The 20,343-nt window shown below is 71.7% G+C and carries 16 protein-coding genes and 1 pseudogene; 9 read left to right on the top strand and 8 right to left on the bottom strand.

Going from position 1 to position 20,343, the window contains the following annotated elements; all coding sequences use genetic code 11:
* Positions 1–15 precede the first annotated feature (15 nt).
* The 3 genes and pseudogenes from aztB to aztD all read left to right on the top strand — a co-directional run.
* Positions 16–825, top strand: a pseudogene (aztB, locus tag HNR02_RS35920) (zinc ABC transporter permease AztB); the annotation flags it as partial.
* A 1,130-nt stretch (positions 826–1,955) separates the two neighbouring features.
* Positions 1,956–2,864: a zinc ABC transporter substrate-binding protein AztC gene (aztC, locus tag HNR02_RS32805; protein ID WP_179777478.1), complete on the top strand. Its 909-nt coding sequence runs from the start codon at positions 1,956–1,958 to the stop codon at positions 2,862–2,864.
* Between the two features lie 17 nt (positions 2,865–2,881).
* Entirely contained in the window at positions 2,882–4,021 is a 1,140-nt protein-coding gene (gene aztD / locus HNR02_RS32800) for a zinc metallochaperone AztD (RefSeq protein WP_179777477.1), read from the top strand.
* 17 nt (positions 4,022–4,038) lie between these two features.
* On the opposite strand, the gene HNR02_RS32795 is transcribed toward aztD, so the two are convergent.
* Entirely contained in the window at positions 4,039–4,812 is a 774-nt protein-coding gene (locus tag HNR02_RS32795) for an MSCRAMM family protein (RefSeq protein ID WP_179777476.1), read from the bottom strand.
* Entirely contained in the window at positions 4,809–6,509 is a 1,701-nt protein-coding gene (locus HNR02_RS32790) for an MFS transporter (RefSeq protein WP_179777475.1), read from the bottom strand. Before HNR02_RS32790 ends, HNR02_RS32795 begins: the two co-directional genes overlap by 4 nt.
* A 142-nt stretch (positions 6,510–6,651) precedes the next feature.
* Here HNR02_RS32790 and HNR02_RS32785 point away from each other — a divergent pair, with 142 nt between their 5' ends.
* The 3 genes from HNR02_RS32785 (at position 6,652) to HNR02_RS32775 (ending at position 8,821) form a co-directional block, all read left to right on the top strand.
* On the top strand, positions 6,652–7,299 hold the full coding sequence (locus HNR02_RS32785; RefSeq protein WP_179777474.1) for a TetR/AcrR family transcriptional regulator: 648 nt from the start codon (positions 6,652–6,654) through the stop codon (positions 7,297–7,299).
* A 585-nt stretch (positions 7,300–7,884) separates the two neighbouring features.
* The gene (locus HNR02_RS32780; protein WP_179777473.1) at positions 7,885–8,268 is read left to right on the top strand and encodes a (R)-mandelonitrile lyase; all 384 of its coding nucleotides are present in this window, start codon (positions 7,885–7,887) and stop codon (positions 8,266–8,268) included.
* A 13-nt stretch (positions 8,269–8,281) separates the two neighbouring features.
* Entirely contained in the window at positions 8,282–8,821 is a 540-nt protein-coding gene (locus HNR02_RS32775) for a DUF4865 family protein (protein ID WP_218914357.1), read from the top strand.
* A gap of 3 nt (positions 8,822–8,824) precedes the next feature.
* Here HNR02_RS32775 and HNR02_RS32770 read toward each other — a convergent pair whose 3' ends face one another.
* Genes HNR02_RS32770 through HNR02_RS32760 form a run of 3 tightly spaced genes read right to left on the bottom strand, consistent with a single transcriptional unit; the run spans position 8,825 to position 11,564 of the window.
* Entirely contained in the window at positions 8,825–9,784 is a 960-nt protein-coding gene (locus tag HNR02_RS32770; protein ID WP_179777471.1) for a catechol 2,3-dioxygenase, read from the bottom strand.
* 17 nt (positions 9,785–9,801) lie between these two features.
* Entirely contained in the window at positions 9,802–10,860 is a 1,059-nt protein-coding gene (locus tag HNR02_RS32765) for a 4-oxalomesaconate tautomerase (RefSeq protein WP_179777470.1), read from the bottom strand.
* Positions 10,857–11,564 (bottom strand): 4-carboxy-4-hydroxy-2-oxoadipate aldolase/oxaloacetate decarboxylase, encoded by a 708-nt coding sequence (locus HNR02_RS32760; RefSeq protein ID WP_179777469.1) that lies wholly within the window; start codon positions 11,562–11,564, stop codon positions 10,857–10,859. The genes HNR02_RS32765 and HNR02_RS32760 overlap by 4 nt, the downstream gene beginning before the upstream one ends.
* A gap of 207 nt (positions 11,565–11,771) precedes the next feature.
* Between HNR02_RS32760 and HNR02_RS32755 the strand changes: the two genes are divergently transcribed.
* Positions 11,772–12,806, top strand: a complete 1,035-nt coding sequence (locus HNR02_RS32755; RefSeq protein ID WP_179777468.1) for a zinc-dependent alcohol dehydrogenase family protein — start codon at positions 11,772–11,774, stop codon at positions 12,804–12,806.
* Positions 12,807–12,867: 61 nt separating this feature from the next.
* The gene (locus HNR02_RS32750; RefSeq protein WP_179777467.1) at positions 12,868–13,722 is read left to right on the top strand and encodes a DivIVA domain-containing protein; all 855 of its coding nucleotides are present in this window, start codon (positions 12,868–12,870) and stop codon (positions 13,720–13,722) included.
* A gap of 73 nt (positions 13,723–13,795) precedes the next feature.
* On the opposite strand, the gene HNR02_RS32745 is transcribed toward HNR02_RS32750, so the two are convergent.
* Together HNR02_RS32745 and HNR02_RS32740 are read right to left on the bottom strand one after the other, a co-directional pair.
* Complete coding sequence (locus HNR02_RS32745) at positions 13,796–15,994, bottom strand: ATP-binding protein (protein WP_179777466.1); 2,199 nt, start codon at positions 15,992–15,994, stop codon at positions 13,796–13,798.
* A gap of 168 nt (positions 15,995–16,162) precedes the next feature.
* Positions 16,163–16,357 (bottom strand): hypothetical protein, encoded by a 195-nt coding sequence (locus HNR02_RS32740; RefSeq protein WP_179777465.1) that lies wholly within the window; start codon positions 16,355–16,357, stop codon positions 16,163–16,165.
* Between the two features lie 267 nt (positions 16,358–16,624).
* Here HNR02_RS32740 and HNR02_RS32735 point away from each other — a divergent pair, with 267 nt between their 5' ends.
* The gene (locus HNR02_RS32735; protein WP_312861260.1) at positions 16,625–17,581 is read left to right on the top strand and encodes a hypothetical protein; all 957 of its coding nucleotides are present in this window, start codon (positions 16,625–16,627) and stop codon (positions 17,579–17,581) included.
* 5 nt (positions 17,582–17,586) lie between these two features.
* On the opposite strand, the gene HNR02_RS32730 is transcribed toward HNR02_RS32735, so the two are convergent.
* On the bottom strand, positions 17,587–20,073 hold the full coding sequence (locus HNR02_RS32730) for a tetratricopeptide repeat protein (protein ID WP_179777463.1): 2,487 nt from the start codon (positions 20,071–20,073) through the stop codon (positions 17,587–17,589).
* Positions 20,074–20,343 lie beyond the last annotated feature (270 nt).

Raw genomic sequence — 20,343 nt, 5'->3', positions numbered from 1 at the left:
TATAGGGTGACCACCGTGGAGTGGTTGATCGACCCGTTCGAGGTCTCTTTCGTTCAGCGGGCACTGTGGGGCGGCATTCTCGTCGCGGGCGTCTGTGCGCTCGCCGGGACGTGGGTCGTGTTGCGGGGCATGGCTTTCCTCGGCGACGCGATGTCGCACGGCATGCTGCCGGGGGTGGCGCTCGCGTCGCTGCTCGGCGGCAGTCCGGTACTCGGCGCGGCCCTGGCCGCCGGGACCATGGCGGCCGGGGTCAGCGCGTTCGGCCGGTCGGGGCGGCTGTCCCAGGACACCGGGATCGGCCTGCTGTTCGTCGGCATGCTGTCGCTCGGGGTGATCATCGTGTCCCGGTCGCAGTCGTTCGCGGTGGACCTGACCGGGTTCCTCTTCGGTGACGTCCTCGCCGTCCGCGAGCGCGACCTCGTCTTCCTCGCCGTCGCGCTGGTGGTGGCCGTGGTGGTGTCGGTCCTGGGACACCGCTCGTTCGTCGCGCTGACCTTCGACGAACGCACCGCACACACCCTCGGCCTCCGGCCGCGCCGGGCCCGCATCGTGTTGATGGGCCTGGTCACGCTGGCGATCGTGGCGTCCTTCCACGTCGTCGGCACGCTGCTGGTGTTCGGCCTGCTCATCGCCCCGCCGGCGGCCGCGTTGTTCTGGGCGCGACGGGTTCCGGTCGTGATGCTCGGTGCGGCGGCGCTCGGCGCGTTCGCGACGGTCACCGGGCTGCTCATCTCGTGGCACTGGGGGACCGCCGCCGGGGCGACCATCGCCGCGGTGGCCGTGGCCCTGTTCGGGATTTCCGCTCTCGCCGCGCGCGTGCGCAAGAGCCGCCTCCTCGCCGCGCTCGTGGTGCTGCCGCTGGCCGCTTGCGGCACGGAAGCCCCGGCGCCACCTGCCGCGCCACCGCACGGCTACGTCGAGGGTGCCGAGGAAACCGCCGAGCCGCAGCCGCGTCTCGTGTTCGCGGACGCCGACGGCGAGGTGCGGGTGCTCGACCTCATCACGGAGGAGACGACGAGCGCCGGGCGCGTGCCGGGCATCGACCACGTCACCACCGACGGGCGGTTCGCCTACCTCTCCTCCGGCGGCACCGTGCACGTCGTGGACAGCGGCGCGTGGACGGTCGACCACGGCGACCATGTGCACTACTACCGCACCGGACCCAAGGCTGTGGGCGAACTTCCCGGCGGCCCGGCTCTCGGTGCCGACAGTGACAGCGCGGTGACCGCCGTGGTGTCACAGGGGCACACCGCGCTGGCCGACCGTCCCGCGCTGGAAAAAGGCACGCTCACCGCGGGCGAACCGGTCACCGGTGTCGCGGTGCCGCTGGGGGAGCGGCTGGTGGTCGCCGACGGGAAGATGGAGGTGCGTACCCGCGAAGGGGCCACGGAGTCCGTCCTCCCCGCCGAATGCGCCGATCCGCGCGGCACGGCGAGCACCCGCCGCGGGATCGTGTTCGGTTGCGCCGACGGCGCGGTCGTGGTGTCCGAAAAGGATGGTACGTTCACCGCCGAGAAGGTTCCGTATCCGGAAGCGGTTTCTGCCGAGGAACGAGCGGACGAGTTCCACCACCGTCCGGGCAGCACCACTCTCGCCGCCCGCGCGGGCGACCGTGGCGTGTGGACATTCGACGTGACCGCGAAGACGTGGCAGCTGTTCGAGACGGGCCCGGTGGAGGCGGTCAACGCGGTCGGCTCCGGTGGGTCCGTGCTGACCCTGACCGCGGACGGCGTGCTGCACGCGCTGGATCCCGCGACGGGCGCCGAAACCGCGAACCGGGCGCTGATCACCGGGCCGGTGGACCCCGGCGCCGAAATCCAGGTCGACACGAGCCGTGCCTACGTCAACGACGCCGCCGCGCGGATCGTGCACGAGGTCGACTACGCCGACAGCCTGCGGGTGGCGCGGACCCTCGCGGTCGAGGTCGCGCCGGTGCACGTCGTGGAGACCGGCCGATGAGCCGCCTGGTGGCCGCGGTGCTGGCGGCCGTGCTGGTGCTCACGGGTTGCGCCGGGACGAGCGATCGTGCCGGGGTCGTCGTCACGACCAACATCCTCGGTGACGTCACCCGCGCCGTCGTCGGCGACCAGGCCGAGGTGACCGTGCTGATGCAAGCCGGGGCCGACCCGCACTCGTTCGGGCTCTCCGCGCAGGAAGCCGCGCTGATGGAGGACGCCGCCCTGCTCGTCCACAACGGACTCGGCCTGGAGGAGGGCGTGGCGCGCAACGTCGAGACGGCCACGCACGCCGGGGTGCCGACGATCGCGGCGGGCGAGGCCGCCGGCCCGATGACCTACGTGGCCGGCGACGCGGCCGGACAGCCGGACCCGCACTTCTGGACGGATCCGGCCCGGATGCGCCGGGCCGTCGAGGCGATCACCGAGCGGGTCGTCGCCGACGTGCCCGGGGTGGACGCGGGCGTCGTGCGGGCCAACGCGGACGGCTACCTCGCCGAACTCGACGCGCTCGACACCTGGATGACGCAGCGGTTCGCCGAACTCCCGGCGGAGCGGCGCAAGCTCGTCACCAACCACCACGTCTTCGGCTACTTCGCCGCCCGCTACGGCTTCGAGGTCGTCGGCGCGGTCGTGCCCAGCGGCACCACGCTCGCCTCGCCCAGCCCATCGGACCTCGCCTCGCTGGCGGGTGCGATCCGCGACGCCGGGGTGAACGCCATCTTCGCCGATTCGTCGCAGCCCGGCCGGCTCGCGCGGGTGCTGGCCGAGCAGGCCGGGGTCCAGGTGCGGGTGATCCCGCTGTTCTCCGAGTCGCTGACCGCGCCGGGCGGGGGAGCGGCGACCTACCTCGACCTGATGCGGTCCAACACCGACGCGATCGTCTCCGGACTCACCGAAAACCGATGAGAAAGTTGAGTGTCCCCATGCGAAAAGCACCGTTGGTGCTGTCCACAGTAGCCTGCTCGGTTGCCGTCCTGACCGGCTGTGCCACGAGCGAACCCGCCGCCGCCGAAGTCGCCAACCCGGTGGTGGTGACCTACGACGGCGGATTCCTCGTCCTCGACGGCGGCACCCTCGAACAGAAGGCGGATCTGCCGCTCGCCGGCTTCAACCGCGTCAACCCGGCCGGCGACGAGCGGCACGTCATGGTGTCCACCGCCGAGGGTTTCCAGGCGCTGGACGCGGTGTCGGCGGAACTGACCGACATCAAGTTCCCCGGCTCGAAACCCGGTCACGTGGTGCGGCACGCCGGCCGGACCGTGCTGTTCTCCGATGGCACCGGCGAGGTCGTCTCGTTCGACCCGGCCGAACTGGACGGCGGGCAGCCCGCGACCGAGACCTACCGCTCGGCCGAACCGCACCACGGCGTCGCCATCGAACTGTCCGACGGCCGCATGGTGGTGACACTGGGCAACGAGGACGAGCGGCGCGGCGTCGCCGTCCTCGACGACGCCCGCACCGAGATCACCCGCAGTGAGGACTGCCCCGGCGTGCACGGTGAGGCGACCGCGGCCGGGGAAGCGGTGGTGATCGGCTGCGAGAACGGCGCGCTCGTCTACCGCGACGGCACGATCACGAAGGTCGCCAGCCCGACGGAATACGGTCGGATCGGCAACCAGGCCGGTTCGGACGCCTCACCGGTCGTGCTGGGCGACTACAAGCAGGACGAGGACGCCGAACTCGAACGCCCCCGGCAGGTCTCGCTCATCGACACCACGACCGGCACGATGCGGCTGGTCGACCTCGGCACCAGCTACACGTTCCGCTCACTGGCGCGCGGTCCGCAGGGCGAGGCGCTGGTGCTCGGCACCGACGGCGCGATCCGCGTGATCGACCCGGCCACCGCGCAGATCACCCGCACCATCCCGGTGACCGCCGCCTGGGAGGAGCCGCTGGAGTGGCAGCAGCCCCGCCCGGCGATCTTCGTGCGGGGCGCGGACGTCTACGTGACCGACCCCGCCACTCGGCAGATCCACCTGCTCGACCTCGCGACCGGGCAGAAGCGGAACAGCGTGACGCTGCCGCAGGAGCCCAACGAGCTGAGCGGCGTCGTCGCGCACTGACCCGGCGCCCCGGCGGTCTACAGAGGACCGTTCAGTGCCAGGTCCGCGGTCGTGGCCTTCGCCGCGACCGCGGTCACCTGGGGGCCGCTGGTGAGGGTCGTCAGCGTGTACTCCCCGGCGGTGAGCCGCTCGAAGGTGTACCGGCCGTCCGGCCCCGTGACCGCCTTCGCCACCGCGTGGCCCGCCGCGTCCCGCAGTTCCAGGGCCAGCCCGGCGACCGGGCGGCCGCCCGCGGTGATCGTCCCGGCCAGCGTGCTGTGCGTGTCCAGGACCAGGTCGACCTCGTGTGCGCGGCCGCCGCCCAGCGGCACGACCGCGGCCGCCGGATCCGCCCCTGGCGCGGCGGCGACCAGCGTGATCTCGGGTGCGTCGAGACCGGTGATCCGGTAGCTGCCGTCCGGATCGGACACCGTGCTGGCGATGACCTCGCCCGAGGGACCCACCGCGGTCACGGCGGCCGTCGCGATCGGCTGACCACTGTGGCGGTCGCGGACCAGGCCGTGCACGCTGGTGGCCGGTTCCAGGGTCACCTCGGTCGGCGTCCCCGGCTCGGCACCGAGCGTGATCGCCGTCGCGGACGGCTGGAAGCCCGCCTTCGACACGATCAGGACGTAGTGGCCCGGCACCAGCCCGGTGAAGGCGAACCCGCCGTCGTCGCCGGTCCGGGCGCGCGAGACCTGCGCGCCGATCCGGTCGGTCAGCGTGAGGGTCACGCCGGGCAGCGGGCGGCGGGCGCTGCCGACCCGTCCGGTCAGCGTCACCTCGGCGGTCGTGTCGCGGTAGCCGGTCACGCGAGCTCCTTCCGCGCAGTCAGGTCGATGTCGTGCCGCCGGGTGCGGCCGGCGTCGAGGACCACCGTCTCGCGCACCGCCGGGTGCTCGACGGCCACCACGGTCAGCGGTTCGGCGGGCAGGTCCGCGAGCGTGTAGCGGCCGTCGGCACCGGCCGCGGTGCTCGCGGCGACACTGCCGTCGGCGCGGTGGGCCGTGACGGTCACCAGCGCCGGGTCACTGCTCGCGCCGCGGACGGTGCCGCCCACGGTCCGGCCGGTCACCGGCGCCTGCGCGGCCCGCTTGCGCTGCGCGGGCAGGAACGCGGCGACCACGAGTGCGGCGAGCGCGGCGCATCCGGCGACGGCCAGCACCACGCGGAACCCGTCCTGCGAGGGCAGGCTGACCGGTCCGAGCGTGACGGTCATCTGCGCGAGCACCACACCCGCGACGGCGCTGGAGGTCGACGTGCCGATCGAGCGCATCAGCATGTTGAGGCTGTTGGCCGCGGCGGTCTCCGACACCGGGACGGCGCCCATGATCAGGGCGGGCAGCGCCCCGTAGGCGAGCCCGATCCCGGCGCCGATGACGAGCGCGCCGATCACGAGCTGCCAGACCTCGCCCATCAGCAGGATGCTCAGTCCGTAGCCGACGGCGACCACGATCGCGCCCAGCATCAGCGTGATCTTCGGGCCGCGGGTCCGGGTGACGCGCGCGGACACCGGCGCGGTCGCCATCATGATCAGACCGGACGGCGCCATCACGAGGCCCGCGACGAGCATGCTCTGGCCGAGCCCGTAGCCGGTCGCGGCGGGCAGCTGGAGCAGCTGCGGGAACACCAGCGACGTCGCGAACATCGCGAACCCGAACACCACCGAGGCGATGTTGGTGAGCAGCACCTGCCGGCGGGCGGTGGTGCGCAGGTCGACCAGCGGCTGCTTCGCGCGCAGCTCCCACCAGCCCCACAACAGCAGCACCACGACCGCGGCGGCGAACAGTCCCAGCGTCAGCGGGTCGCCCCAGCCCCAGTCGGCGCCCTTGGAAATCGCGAGCAGCAGGCACACCAGCGCGACCGAGAGCCCCACCGCGCCCGGCACGTCGAACCGCCCGCCTGCGCGCACCCGCGATTCCGGGACGATCAGTGCGACCAGCACGAGCGCGACCGCGCCGAGTCCGGCCGCGGTCCAGAACAGCGCGTGCCAGTCGGCGTTCTCCGCGATCAGCGCGGCCGCGGGCAGGCCGAGCGCGCCGCCGACGCCGAGCGAGGCGCTCATCAACGCCGTGGCCGAGCCGAGCCGTTCCGGCGGCAGCTCGTCGCGCATGATGCTGATGCCCAGCGGGATCACCGCGGCCGACAGGCCCTGCAGGGTCCGGCCGATGATCATCGGGACGAGACTGCCGGACAGACCACAGGTCACCGAGCCCGCGACCAGCAGGACCGCGCTGAACAGCAGCATGCGGCGCTTGCCGTACATGTCGCCGAGGCGCCCGACGGTCGGGGTGGCGACCGCGCCCGCGAGCAGGGTCGCCGTGATGGCCCACGCGGCGTCGGCCGACGACGCATCGAGCAGCCGCGGCAGTTCGGGGACCAGCGGGATGATCAGGGTCTGCATCAGCGAGACCACGATGCCGGTGAACGCGAGCACGGCGACCACGCCGCCGGGCTTGACCGCGCCGGTGGCCGGGGTGCCGGCGTGGCGGGCAGGGGCAGAGGACATTGCCGGAGCCTCCGGGGAGTTTAAATCAACTGATTGACTGAGCATAGCAGACCGGGTTAGGGTCGGATGGGGTCAGCGGTAAACTGGCTGGTGATTTCCTGTGGGCCCGCCCGGCCTGCCTGAGCCTGGTTGCGGTGGTGGCATGACGACGAGGACGACCCGGTCCGGCCGGGTCACGGCCACCCGCGAGGTCATCCTGTCGACCGCCGAACGGCTGTTCGCCGAGCACGGTGTCTACGCGGTGTCGAACCGGCAGATCAGCGAGGCCGCGGGCCAGGGCAACACGGCCGCGGTGGGCTACCACTTCGGCACGAAGGCCGATCTGGTGCGTGCGATCATCCGCAAGCACACGGTGGAGATCGACCGGATCCGGGATCGCATCATCGCGGAGATGGGCGACTCGGACGATCCGCGTGACTGGGTGGCGTGCATGGTGCGCCCGACGACGGAACACCTTGCCACGCTGGGGAATCCGACGTGGTTCGCGCGCTTCGGGGCGCAGATCATGACCGATCCGGCGTTGCGCGGCGTCATGGCCGAGGAGTCGATGTCGTCGCCGTCGCTGGTGCGCACGGTCGAAGGTCTCAAGCGGTGCCTGCCGCAACTCCCGCCCGAGGTCCGCGCCGAACGCAACGACATGACGCGTCAGCTGATGGTCCACATGAACGCCGAACGAGAACGCCTCCTGGCCGACGGCCTCCCCACGGCACGGACAACATGGCAGGACGCGGCGGCCGGTCTCGTCGACGCGATCGTCGGCCTCTGGCGCGCCCCCGTCACCGGTTCCTGAGTTTCACTGTCCTCAGTGGACAGAAGACGCGGCCCGCCCGCACCGCAAGCCGAGAACCCACCTCCCCGAGCGCCAACACACCGCCCGGAGCGGCCAACACACCGCCCGGAGCGGCCAACACGGCGCCCGGAGCGGCCAACACGGCGCTCGGAGCGGCCAACACACCCGTGTTGGCCGCTCCCGTCGGCGTGTTGGCCCTTCCGGGCAGCGTGTTGGCCGTTCCCGCTGCCGTGTTGGCCCTTCCGGAACGCCACCCGGCAACGCAAGCCGAAACCGAACGCCCCAGATCTCCCCCGTCCCTCCTCAAAAGCCGCCGTTGGTCGGCGACCGAAACCCTCCAAAGCGGAGGGGCGGGGGCGGTCGGAACCTGAGGTGACCGACTACTGAGCGACGGCGTGCCCAGCGGCCAGCGCCGGAGGCGCTTCCCCGTCAGCCGAAGGCGGCGTGGGTCAAAGATCAAGAGCGTCCTCGCTGGACGGGCGGGCGACGGGATGACCACCCGGCTTCGGGGGTTGCGACAGCACGCTGGTGCTCGCCCAGAGCATCGCACTTGGCGCTGTACCAACTAGTATGTACAGTACGGTCATGGAGATTTCCCAAGCCACCCGCCTCGACGCGCCCGCCGCCTGGTTCACCGGGACCGCAGAGATCACCGCCGTCCCCGGTCCGCCCACTCGCCTGACGGTCTTCCACGTGCGCTTCGAACCGGGCGCCCGCACGGCCTGGCATCGGCATCCGCACGGGCAGCTGATCTACGTCACCGAGGGCGAGGGGCTGATCCAGCGGCGCGGCGAACCAGCCGAGAAGATCCGGGAAGGGGACTCGGTGTGGACCGGGCCGGGGGAGTGGCACTGGCACGGCGCGGCACCCGGCACGGGCATGACGCACGTGACGTTGCAGGAAACCGATGAGGACGGGCACGCCGCGTACTGGGGTGAGCAGGTTCGCGACGAGTATCCGGAGGTCTGAACCGGTGTATGCGATGCAGTATGAAGTGACCTTGCCCGCCGACTACGACATGAGCATCATCCGGCACCGCGTGGCCACGCGCGGGCATCTCCTGGACGAGTTTCCGGGGCTCGGGCTCAAGGCTTACCTGATCCGGGAACGCGGAGTGGCGGGGTCACCGGTCAACCAGTATGCGCCGTTCTACCTGTGGCGCGACACCGGCGGCATGGGCCGGTTCCTGGTCGGTGGCGGCGGTTTCCACGGCATCGTCGACGACTTCGGGCGGCCCCCGGTCCGGCACTGGACGGGCATCGCCACCGAACGCGGCCCGGCGGGTCACGCCCGTGCGGCGAGCCGTGAGACGACGCCGTTCACGGAACTCGGTGACGCCGTGGCGGAACTCGCGGAACTCGCGCGGCGGGACGATGTGCACACGGCGGCCCTGGCCTTCGACCCGCACCACTGGGAACTCGTGCGGTTCGTGCTGTGGGCGGATGAAGGGCCAGGGCGCTACCAGGTGCTCCACCTGTCGTCGCCGGAGCTGGACGAGATCCCGCGTGGACGGCTGTGGTGAACCTCAGCTCCGCGCCGGCGGCGTGCCGTGCGTGTGGAACGATTCGATGGTCTTGAGGCCCCACGCCTGGCCCCTGGCGCGCTCGGCCTCGGTCCAGGTGACCGGTTCCCAGTCCGGCGCGAAGATCAGCCGCGCCGTCGGGTTGCACAGCTCGATCCGGTTACCGCCGGGCTCGTACACGTAGAGGAAGAACGTCTGCTGGATAGCGTGCTTGTGCGGGCCCGTTTCGATGAACACACCCTTGTCCAGCGCGATGTCCGCCGCGCGCAGGATGTCCTCGCGGGTGTCGGTGGCGAACGCGATGTGGTGCAGGCGCCCGGAGTTGCGTGTCCAGTCGTTGGTGTAGACCAGATCGTAGGATTTCTGCGCGAAGTTCGTCCACTGCCCGGAAATCACGCCGGTGTCGAGCTGGATCTGCTCCGTCACCCGGCCACCGAGGGCGTCGCAGACGAAACCGCCGTTCGACGCCGCGTCCTGGGCCAGGTAGTTGACGTGGTCCAGGCGCCGCACGCAGACACCCCGCGCGGGGTACGCCTGGGCCTGGTTCTTCAACGACGGCCGCAGGTGGTCGGGCGGGGCGTACCGCTCGGTCTCCCAGTAGATCTCCATCTCGTGCCCGTCCGGATCGCGGAACAGGTACGTCGGCCCGATCCCGGTGTCCCCGTCGACCCAGCCGATGCCCAGCCCGCGCTCCTCGATGGCGGCCGCCCGCCGCTTGAGGGCCGCCTCGCTGGACGCGCGCATCGCCGTGCGGCCCACGCCGGAGGTCTTCGCGGCGGTGAGCTTGACGCTGTGGTGCTCGTAGTCGTCCCAGGTGCGCAGGTAGACGGAATCACCCTGCGAGCCGTTCTCGGTCAGGCCCAGCACGTTCACGAAGAAGTCCAGGCTCTTCTCCGGCTCCGGCGTGCGCAGTTCGACGTGGCCGAGGTGGGCGATCTCGTGCCGGGGAGAGGGGGCGGGCATCGGTGCCTCCCAGGTTCTCAGGGGCGGGGGAAAGTGGTGCCGTCGAACAACTTCCGCGCGGTGCGGATGATGGTCGAGCGCAACACGCGCGGACCGGGGCCGAGGTCGACACCGACCTCGAGCGCGCCCGTCGGGTGCTCCACCCCGACCGGCTCACCGGGCGCGGGCGCGGCGAACAGCTCGTGACCGGCGGCGCCGTCCAGCATCAGCGCGGTCACCACGCTCACCGCGCCCAGCACGCCGATCGACGGGTGCGGTTTCAGCGGGATGAACGTGCGCGTGCTGATCGCGCCGCCCTCACGCGGCGCGGCCACCAGTGTCGTCTTCGGCACGGACGCCGCGCTGACATCGCCGAGCCCCATCAGCTTCCCGGCCTTCAGACGCAACGACTGGATCTTTTCGGCCAGCTCACGGTTCCCGGCCAGCTCGCCCACCGGCTCGTACCCGGTGAGGCCGAAATCGGCCGCGCGTGCCACGACGACGGGCATGCCGTTGTCCACACAGGTCACCGGAACGCCGTCGATCTCGTCGACCACGTTGCCGGTCGGCAGCAGGCTCCCGCACACCGACCCCTCGGTCCCGGTGAACTCCAGCTCGACCGTGCCCGCGGTGCCCGGCACGCCGGAAATCGCGGTGCCGCCGTCGTAGCGGACCACACCACCGGGCGTGGCGAAGGTCGACACCGCGATCGAGCCGGTGTTGACCATCTTCACGCGCACGCTCGTGGACTCCGGGCCCGCGGGCACCAGACCGCGCTCGACGGCGAACTGCCCGACACCGGCGAGCAGGTTGCCGCAGGTCTGCCGGTCCGAGACGGTCGCCTCCTCGACCCCGATCTGCAGGAACAGGTAGTCCACGTCGGAGTCGCCGCCACCGGCGGGGGAGACGATCGCGACCTTGCTGGTGACCGGTTGCGCGCCGCCCAGTCCGTCGATCTGACGCGCATCGGGCGTGCCCATGACGCGCAGCAACAGGTCGTCGCGTTCGGCGGGATCCGAGGGCAGGTCTTCGGCCAGGAAGTAGGCGCCCTTCGAGGTGCCGCCGCGCAGGAGCATGCAGCGGATGCCGTCGCTCATTCGCGCTCCAGCTTGTCGTACTCCTCGGCGGTCACGTACCGCACGCCGAGTTCGGTCAGCTTGTCGCGCAGACCGTAGCGGTCCAGCCCCAGCTCACCCTGGCGGAACGCCTGCCGGGTCGCTTCTTCCTTGTCCTCGCGGGCTTTCGCCGCGCGGATCCCCTCGGCGACGGAGGCGCGCGGCACGACCATCGCGCCGTCGTCGTCGGCCAGGATCGCGTCGCCGGGCCGGATGGTCTGGCCGCCGATGACGACCGGCACGTTGACCGCGCCCGCGGTGGCCTTGACGGTGCCCTGCGCGCTCACCGCGGCCGACCACACCGGGAAGTCCATCGTCCGCAGATCCGCGACGTCCCGCACCCCGGTGTTGATCACCAGGCCGCGTACCCCGCGGTGCTGCAGCCCCGTGGCGAACAGCTCACCGAACAGGCCATCGCGCGACGGCGAGGTCGTGGTGACGACCAGGATGTCGCCGGGGCGGCACTGTTCGACCGCGGCGTGGATCATCAGGTTGTCGCCCGGCCAGCACAGCGCGGTGACCGCGGTGCCGCCGATGCGGGCGCCGTCCTGGATCGGCCGCAGGTCGGGGCCGAGCAGTCCGGTGCGGCCCAGCGCCTCGTGCACGGTCGCGACACCGAACTTCGCCAGCTCCGTGACCTCGTCGCCGTTCGCGCGGGGCGGGTCGGTGACGATCACTTTGTCCATGCCAGCTCCTCCCTCGGTCATACTCCACCCAGCATGCTTTTTGCGGCCAAAATTGTCAACAATCTTGTGTGCAGGATCGGGTGTGGCGTCACTGGTGTTCGAGCGGAAGCTCTGCGGGCAGTACCGACCACATCCGGGTGGGATTGCGGGGACAACCGCGCCGAACGGGTACTTCCGGGAACGGGGGACGTATCCGGGAGGAGACCCATGCGAGCGACGTTGATCTACGGTGCCGGGGACGTGCGGGTCGAGCACGTTCCCGATCCGGCGCTGCACGAGCCGACGGATGCGCTCGTGCGTGTCCTGCGTTCGTGCATCTGCGGCAGTGACCTGTGGCCGTACGGCTCGATGGAGCCGGCCGAGGACGGACGGCGCATCGGGCACGAGTTCCTCGGCGTCGTCGAGGAGACCGGTTCGGAGGTGTCCGGCCTCGCGCCCGGTGACGTGGTGGTGGCCCCGTTCGTGTGGGCGGACAACACGTGCGACTTCTGCCGGGAGGGCCTTCACACGTCCTGCCGGCACGGCGGTGGCTGGGGTGCCCGCGGCGTGGACGGCGGCCAGGGCGAAGCCGTCCGGGTGCCGCAGGCGCAGGGCACGCTGGTGAAACTGCCCGTCGGGGAGGATTCGGCTCTGTTGCCGTCGCTGCTCACGTTGTCCGACGTGTTCCCGACCGGGCACCACGCGGCGGTGTCGGCCGGGACCGGGCTGGGCGCCTCGGTGACCGTGATCGGGGACGGGGCCGTCGGGCTGTGCGCGGTGCTGGCCGCACGGAGGCTGGGGGCCGAGCGGATCCTGCTGATGGGACGGCACACCGAGCGCACCGGCCTCGGCCGTGACTTCGGGGCCACCGACGTGATCGCCGAACGCGGCGAGGAGGGTGTTTCGCGGGCGCGCGAGGTGACCAGCGGCGACGGTACACCTGTCGTGCTGGAGTGCGTCGGCACGAAGCAGGCGCTGGAGACGGCGTTCGGTGTGGTGCGCGACGGTGGCGCGGTCAGCCGGGTCGGGGTCCCGCAGTACCTGGACGGCCCGATCGGGCCCTCGATGTTCCTGCGCAATGTCAGCCTTACGGGTGGTGTGGCCCCGGCTCGCGCTTACATCGAGGAGTTGCTTCCCGACGTTCTCGACGGAACGGTGGAGCCCGGCCGGGTGTTCGATCGCACGATCGGACTGGACGAGGTCCCGGACGGCTACCGTGCGATGGCGGACCGGACCGCGTTGAAGGTGCTCGTGCGTCCCTGAGGTTCAGCCGAACGGGGAGTGGCCGATTGCAGTGTCCGCCGGGGCGGCCGAGACTCGGGCAATGGTCAACAGTGGTGGCAACGACATCCTGACCGAGCGCGAGGTCGAGTTCTCGACGGCTCTGCGCGGTTACGACCGGCGGGAGGTCGACGCCTACATCCGCAGGCTCCGGGCGCGGGCCGGGCACCTGGCGAGCGAGCTGGAGGAGAAGGAACAACGGCTGTCCGAAGTGGGCGGTGACGCCTCGGTTCCGCTCCAGGTCGTCGGCTCGGGCAACATCGGCGCCCGGGTCGAGCGGATCATCGCCCAGGCCGAGCACGAGGCCAAGGAGATCCGCGACCAGGCCGAACAGGACGCCGCGGAGATCCGCAAAGCCTACGAGAACCAGGCCGACGAAGCCCGGCGCCAGCGCGACGAACTCGCCCGGCGCGCGGATTCCGAGGCTCGCGAGATGATCCGCCGGGCCGAGGAGGAGGTCGCGCGCCTGCGCACGGCCCGGCAGACCGTGCTCGAACAGCTGCTCGAGATCGGCGAGATCGTCGACGGGGCCTGCGTGCACGCGGCGCGCACACCCGAGCTGCACGCGCCCAGGACCGTGCTGGCGCTCGGACCCGCGGCCGCGGAAGACACGACAGACATCGAAGACACCCAAGATACCGAAGACGCAGCAGATACAGTGGACACCGAGACCGCCGAGCACACCGAGTCCGTTGAGTCCGATGAGTCCGATAAGGACGCTCCGGACGAGGAACCCCCGGCCGCCAAGGTGCCCGAGCAGGCGGAAAGCCCGGACACCCCGAAGGTCGCCGAGCCGCGCAAACCCGCCGAACCCGGTAAGATCAACCCGGCCATCCTCGCGGCGAAGGCCCGCAGGCAGGCCAAACAGGACCAGGCCGCCGCCGTGGCGTCCGACTAGATCCGCCATCCCCCGGCGAAAAGGGGTGCGGCGCACCACGCGCCGCACCCCTTCTTTCTGTCGTGTCAGCCGATCATCCTCGGCGCGGCCGTGCCGCCGCTTCACCGACGATCCGGGGATCGAGGTCCGGATGGGTTTCGTCGGCGAGGTCCCACGCCACGGCAGCCTCCTCCCGGTCGCCGGTGGCGTGGGCGATGTTGCCCAGACCCGTATGGGCACGTGCCGCTTCGTGCGGGCTTCCGCAGGACTCGGCGCGCCGGAGGGCTTCCCGGTAGGCGTCCGCGGCCCGCTCGTACTCCCCGCTGTGGAAGCGCGCCCAGCCGAGGCAGTTCAGCGACATCACCGCGTCGAACCGCAGACCCAGCCCGTCGAACACCTCCAGGGTGGCTTCGGCGATCGCCGCGGCTTCGCCCGGCCGTCCGGCAGTGGTCAGCACCAGTGCGATGCCACGACGGGTGATCGCGGCGTTGCGCACGTTGTCCGCCCGTTCGTAAAACCCGAGTGCCTCACGCAGATCCGCCAGCGCTCCCGCGTGGTCGCCGAGGTAGTGCCGGGCCCATCCCTGGTGCGCGAGAACCGTGCTTTCCCCGTGTTCGTCGCCGATCTCCCGGTAGCGGGCAAGCGCTTCCCGGTAGCAGACCGATGCCGCCTCGATGTCACCACGGTCGATCAGCCCGACACCGAGGTTCGCCGTGGTGACGGCCAGTGCCCAGCGGTCGCCGTCCGCCTCGGCCGCCGAGCGTGCCCACCGGTGCGTGTCGCACCACGCGTCCCACAACTTCGCCAGGAAGTAGAAGGTGCGCAGCAGGTAGGCAAGTTGCCAGCACCGCGTGGGGTGCCCGTTCTCGCCCGCCGCGCGGCACAGTGCCACGAGGTTCGGCCATTCGAGCCGCAGCCAGTCCAGCGCCTCGCGCTCGGTGGCCAGATCCAGGGGCGCGGGAGCGTCCACGGCCGGTTCGATGGCGGGCCGGTACCGCAGTGGAGCGATGAGACGGTCGGCGAGTTCCGTCGTCCGGACGGCGAAGTCGAGCAGGCGCCCGAACGCCGCCGACCGGTCGGACGGCGCGAGCGCGTCGAGGATCTTCTCGCTCGCGAAGGACTTCACGAGGTCGTGGAACGCGTAGCGTCCCGCGGAGGGCTGGGTGAGCAGATGCCCGTCGTAGAGTCGTTCGAGCAGCCGGTCGGTCTCGTGCGTCCCCAGGCCGCCGAGCGCGGCCGCGGCCGGGACGCCGAAGTCCGTTCCGGGATATCTCGTCAGCAGACCGAGCAGGCGCGCTTCCGAGGCGGGCAACTGGTCCGCCGACAGCGCGAACGCCGCGCGCACGCTCCGCTCGCCGTCGTCGAGTTCGCCGAGCCGGGCACCCTCGGCGGCGAGTCTCCGGTCGAGTTCACCGGCGTCCCAGGTGGGATGGGTGCGCAGCCGGGCCGCCGCGATGCGCACGGCCAGCGGCAGACGTCCGCAGCGGCGGACGATCCGCGTGATCGCGTCACCGGTGCTGGTGCCGGACAGGGACGTGAACAGCTCCACCGCGGCGGCCTCGGGCAGCACGTCCAGTGACACGTGCCCGGCCTCGTCGAGTGCGGCGAGGCGCGACCGGCTGGTGATCAGCACCCGGCAGTTCGGCTCGGCCGGGAGCAGCGGCCGCACCTGTGTGGCGGTCACGGCGTTGTCCAGGACGAGCAGGAAGCCGCGGCCCCGCATCCGCGTGCGGTACAGGGCCGCGCGGTCGTCCGGATCGGCGGGGACCGACTCGGCAGGTACGCCGAGAGCCCGCAACAGGCGGTCGTGGACGGCCGCGGGATCCGCCGGGCTGCCCCCGAGTCCGTGCAGGTCGACGAACAGACAGCCGTCGGGGAACGACGCCTCGACCCGGTGCGCGCAACGGATCGCGAGTTCGGTCTTGCCGACGCCGCCCAGGCCGGAGATCACGCAGACACCGCCGTCGGCCTCCAGCGCCAGCCGGACCTGCCGTAGTTCCTCGTCGCGGCCGGTGAAGTTGCTCACGGCGGGAGGCAGGCCCGAGGGGCGGACGTCGGGACGGGTGCGGCGGCGCGCCGTCGTACCCGGAAGCAGTGGGGTGAGGGCTCCTGGCGCGTCCAGTTCGGCCTCGCACAGGGCGGCCAGCGCGGAATGCGGTGCGGCCAGGCCGGTTTCGACCTTGCTGAGGTAGCCCTTGCTGTAGTGCACGCGCTCGGCGAGGCCGGTGAGGGAAACGCCGGCTGCGCGACGGATGCGGCGGAGTTCCGCCCCGAAGGTCGCTTGCTCGGTCATGACGCTCCACCCCCGTCGGGCGATCAGTATGGCCCGGCGGAGTCGCCGGGGAAAGCGTCCGGGCGGGTGGCCGGCCGGGTCCGCGGACCCGGCCGGCAGCTGCGCGCACAGCCGGTTCGCACGCCACATCGCGGCCTCAGCCGAACGCGATGGTGAGCAGGGACACGATCAGTTCGACGAAGTGGGTCTGCATTGCGGCACCTCCTCCCCGGCACTGCGGACCACGGACGCCGACCCGTCCCCGGGTGCTGCTTCTGGCTGGTGTCCCAGCGACGCGCCCAGCAGAACGCCCAGCACGACGGCAGGCACCGCCAGCCAGAAGGCCAGCCGCAGGAGCAGCGAAAACGAGCACTCGACTTTCATTTCCGTCTCCTTGCCGACGACATGCCACGGGCAGCACTCGAAAACACGGGGAATTCCGTGGTTCTGGTGATTTGTTCGCCGCGAATTCCGGCGGCTCCACAAGAATGCGATCGGCGGTATGTCCGGACAAGGAGTTTCCCGTTTCCGGCTTTGCTGGGAAACGGAAACCGGGATGCGCGCCGTGCGGGTTCCGGTGAGCCACTGGACAGGTCGCGTCGCGCTGGCCAGGATGGAACCGGCGCCGGACCAGCGGGAGGAAGCGTGGACGTGAGCACGACGGATGTGGTGGCCGAACTGAAGATTCTGCGGAAGGGGAGAGGGCTTTCCGTCGCGCAGCTCACCGAACGCGTCGGGCCCGCATTGCAGGCGGTGTGCGCCATTTCCGCGGATGACGACGCGGCCGGTGTCCGGCGAAAGGTTTCCGACCGGTTGCTCGCGTTGATCGAGGCGCTGCCGGGCGACCTGCGAATGTCGTTGCTGGCCGCGTTCGGGCTGCACGAGCAGGCGCAGCACCCGTTCTACGGGGAACGGGTGAGCTGGGCGGCGCGGACCCTGGAGCGCGACGACCGCACGGTGCGCCGCCGCATCGACGAGGGCATCGACCGGCTCGCCGAGTACGCGGTGGCCACCACGAAGCCCGCGGCCGCCGGCCCCAGCCGGAGCTGGCACACCGAGGAGCTACGCGTGGCGCTGGCGCTGGACCAGCCGGTTCCGGAGGCGTTCGAGTTCCGGCGGGTGGTGGTCGACGCGGACGAGATCGACGAGCTGGACCTGGCGCTGACGCTGACTTCGGCCGGGTCGAACAGCAGGCCGCTGGAGGAGACCGACCTGCGGGTCGACGTGTTCCATGGCGGTGTGCTGACCGGGCGGCACATGGAGTCGAGCGACCGGGTCGGCCTCGCTCTGCGGCTGCCTGCCCCGCTGCACCGCAACGACCGCCACGAGATCGCGCTGCGGTTCCGCGCGGGCCTGCGCCACCCCCACTACGTGTGCGTGCCGCGTCAGCCCTGTGACCTGTTCGATCTGCACGTCCGGTTCGGTGCCTCCGTGCCGGAGGAGGTCGTGCGCCTGGACAAGGCGTTCCAGGACGATGCCCGCGACCCCGCCGTCCGCGGCGCGGCGCTGACGGTGGACAGCTCCGGTGAGGTGCACGAGCAGTTCCGCCACCTGGTGCCCGGATTCGCCTACGGCGTGCGGTGGCGGCCCGCGGAGGCCGGAGCCTGATCGGGTCACCGCAGCGCGGCTTGCGCGGCGCTCGCCTTGCCCAGCAGCGCCTCGTCGACGCCGAACGTGCGTTCCAGGTCGGCGACGGCCCGCTCGACGATGCCGGTCGCCCGGTCACGTGCCCCGGTCAGGGCCAGGGCCGTCCCCAGATCGAGGCGGCTTTCGAGGGTTTCCGGATGGTGCAGCCCGAGGTCACGGGCCTGAGGTCCGATCACGTCCTCCAGAATCTCCGCCTGGCGGTCGAACTCGTGCAACAGGGCGTGCGCCGAGCCCATCGCGTGCCGGATGCGGTAGCCGAGCTGATGGCCGTCGCCGTGCACGCGCACCAGCGTGCGTTCGGTGGCGGCCAGGACGCCGAGCGCTTCGCGGGGGCGGCCCCATGCCACGAGGACACGGCAGCGCACCACTGACACGGCCAGGGTGAGCGCGCTTCCGGCGTCATCCCCCGGCCGGGGTGCCGCGATCAGCTGGTTCAGCTCGCCTTCGGTCCGCGTCGCCAGCACGGAGTCGGCCCACGCCAGCTCCGCTTCGGCGCAGCGCCGGTGATGACGACGGCCCTGCTCGCGGTAGGCGCGGACCACGTCGGCGGCCGCTTCGCGCGCGAGGTCGGCTTGTCCGGTCAGCTGCAGGTTCCGCGCCCGTTCGAGCTGCAGCGACGCCGTGAGGTCGTCCGGCCGGGTTCCGTCGAGCAGGGACAGGGCCTGGTCCGGCCGGCCGCGGATCCGCCGGGACCGGGCGAGGGCGATCACCGCGTGGAGTGCACCGGGCGGCGACCGGAGTGCGGTGTGCCAGAAAGCCTCATCCGCCGCGGCGTAGTTCCCCTGGCGGTCCAGCGCCTGGGCCGCCACCAGTGCGGCCTCGTCCCGGCCGGCCCCGTCGTCGGCGATCGTCCTCGCGTGCAGGGCGTGCCGCACGGCTCGGGGGTACAGGGCGCACTCCGTCTCCACGCGTGCCGCTTCGAGGTAGTCACCGGCGGTGGGCGCGTCGCCGGACAGGATCGCCGCGCGCACTTCTCCGGCGGCCGCCGCGTCCCCGAGCGCGGACCACGCGGCGGCGACGGGACGGAGCAGCGCGGCGCGAGCCTCCATGGTGTGTTCGGCGAGCGCTCTCGCGTGCTGGAGCAGCGCGACGCGATGCCGGCCGGGGCCGTCCCGCAGCCATCGCAGGACGGCCCCGGTCACGTGGCGATGCGGCCGGGCCGGGGGAAAGGCGCTGCGGGCCACTTCGAGAACCAGGGTGTGCAGCCGTATTTCCTCGTCGTCGGGCTGGGCGAGCCCGCAGTGCACGAGTTCCGTGCCCGCGGCGGTGATCGCCGCCGTGCGCAGCCCGAGCGCTTCGGCGGCGAAGGCCACCGGGAAGGGAACCGGCGCGAGAACAGTGCCCAGCCGGACCACTCGCCGCGCGACCGGTGTCAGGTCGTCGAGGACGTCCCGGATCGCCTGCGGGGCCGAGTCGGGCCGGTCGCGCAGCACCTCGTCGCGGAGCGCGACGGCGCGGCGTCCGACGATGAGCGCGTTGGCTCGCAGGGCGAAGGGATGCCCGCCGCAACGCTCGACAAAGCGGCGCACGGCCTCGCGTTCGTGGTCGTCGGCGGGCGCCCGGACCCCGGCGAAGAGCCGCAACCCGTCCTCCGTGGACAGGCCGGTCAGCTCGATCGTGGCGGTGTCCCACAGGGGTTGTGCCTGGCGTGCGGTCACGAGGGTCGACACCAGGGGCGACGGGAGCACGATCCGGTCCAGCACGGCGGGCGGCAGACCGGCGGGAACGTCGTCGACGAGCACGAGCGTGGGCTCGTCGATCCGGTCCGCGGCGAGTCTGCCCAGCCGGGCGAGCGTGAGACCGGTGGTGTCCACACCGAACCGCCGGGACAACGCGTCGGCGAGCGCGAGGTGGAACTGGGGCAGGAAATCCGCCGGATCCTGGTGACCGAACGGGCCGGTCCGGAGGGTGCCGCCGGGGAAGGCGGGTGCGAAAAGCGTCGCGTACCGCTGCGCCGTCGCGGTCTTGCCCGATCCGGGAACCCCGCACAGCACCGCGACCGGCGCGTGACCGAGTGGCGGCCGTGGTCCGCGCAACGCGTGGTGCAGGGACCACAACGCCCGGTGCCGCCCGGCGAAGGAGCCCGGATCGGATGCGGACTCCGCGAACCGGCCGCGCACCAGCCCGGCCACGTCGTCCGGCATCGGGACGACGCAGTCCCGCAGCTCGGCGGGAAGCAGGTGCGCGAGGTCCGGTTCCGCGGTGACGACCACGATCCGCCGGTAGGGATCCCGGATTCGGGACGCCGCCAGGAACAGCGTGATCAGGGCCCACGGTCGGGGCGCGGTCAACGGCCCGGAGCGGGAGTGCACGGCGACCAGGACGCGCGCTCCGGCCAGCGCGTCCACGATGCCGTCGCTGATGAGTTCGTCATCCGCGCGGCCATCGTCCCGTAGCACGCTCATGCCGCTGCGCCGCAGCGCCCGCTCGATCCCGGCCACGGGACCGTCCACGGGGAGATGGGGGAGAACCAGGAAGACGTCGCACCTGGTCGGGGCTGGGTCCGGGATCCGTCCCGGGTCGTCCGGAAAACGCACGGGTCGGGGATCGTGGTTCGCCGGTGTTCCGCTACGGCGAAGGCGGCACGCGCGCGAAATGTCCGGAATCTGCCCGGCGCCGGAGCGGGTTACCGGACAAAACCGTGACAACAACCGTCGGTTCGCAACACCGGAACTGGCCACCTCGATCAACCTGGCACCCGATCTCATCAGCAGGGAGACAGA

It is taken from the genome of Amycolatopsis endophytica (genome assembly GCF_013410405.1).
Classification (GTDB): domain Bacteria; phylum Actinomycetota; class Actinomycetes; order Mycobacteriales; family Pseudonocardiaceae; genus Amycolatopsis_E; species Amycolatopsis_E endophytica.
This window is presented reverse-complemented; position numbering and strand designations above follow the sequence as displayed.

What these genes read in the sequence shown, in the direction of transcription:
- HNR02_RS32745 (WP_179777466.1), bottom strand. Translation starts at nt 15,994, where the DNA reads ATGACCGAGCAAGCGACCTTCGGGGCGGAACTCCGCCGCATCCGTCGC.
- HNR02_RS32775 (WP_218914357.1), top strand. Translation starts at nt 8,282, where the DNA reads ATGCAGTATGAAGTGACCTTGCCCGCCGACTACGACATGAGCATCATC.
- HNR02_RS32750 (WP_179777467.1), top strand. Translation starts at nt 12,868, where the DNA reads ATGGTCAACAGTGGTGGCAACGACATCCTGACCGAGCGCGAGGTCGAG.
- aztC (WP_179777478.1), top strand. Translation starts at nt 1,956, where the DNA reads ATGAGCCGCCTGGTGGCCGCGGTGCTGGCGGCCGTGCTGGTGCTCACG.
- HNR02_RS32780 (WP_179777473.1), top strand. Translation starts at nt 7,885, where the DNA reads ATGGAGATTTCCCAAGCCACCCGCCTCGACGCGCCCGCCGCCTGGTTC.
- HNR02_RS32765 (WP_179777470.1), bottom strand. Translation starts at nt 10,860, where the DNA reads ATGAGCGACGGCATCCGCTGCATGCTCCTGCGCGGCGGCACCTCGAAG.
- aztD (WP_179777477.1), top strand. Translation starts at nt 2,882, where the DNA reads ATGCGAAAAGCACCGTTGGTGCTGTCCACAGTAGCCTGCTCGGTTGCC.
- HNR02_RS32770 (WP_179777471.1), bottom strand. Translation starts at nt 9,784, where the DNA reads ATGCCCGCCCCCTCTCCCCGGCACGAGATCGCCCACCTCGGCCACGTC.
- HNR02_RS32790 (WP_179777475.1), bottom strand. Translation starts at nt 6,509, where the DNA reads ATGTCCTCTGCCCCTGCCCGCCACGCCGGCACCCCGGCCACCGGCGCG.
- HNR02_RS32740 (WP_179777465.1), bottom strand. Translation starts at nt 16,357, where the DNA reads ATGAAAGTCGAGTGCTCGTTTTCGCTGCTCCTGCGGCTGGCCTTCTGG.
- HNR02_RS32785 (WP_179777474.1), top strand. Translation starts at nt 6,652, where the DNA reads ATGACGACGAGGACGACCCGGTCCGGCCGGGTCACGGCCACCCGCGAG.
- HNR02_RS32755 (WP_179777468.1), top strand. Translation starts at nt 11,772, where the DNA reads ATGCGAGCGACGTTGATCTACGGTGCCGGGGACGTGCGGGTCGAGCAC.
- HNR02_RS32760 (WP_179777469.1), bottom strand. Translation starts at nt 11,564, where the DNA reads ATGGACAAAGTGATCGTCACCGACCCGCCCCGCGCGAACGGCGACGAG.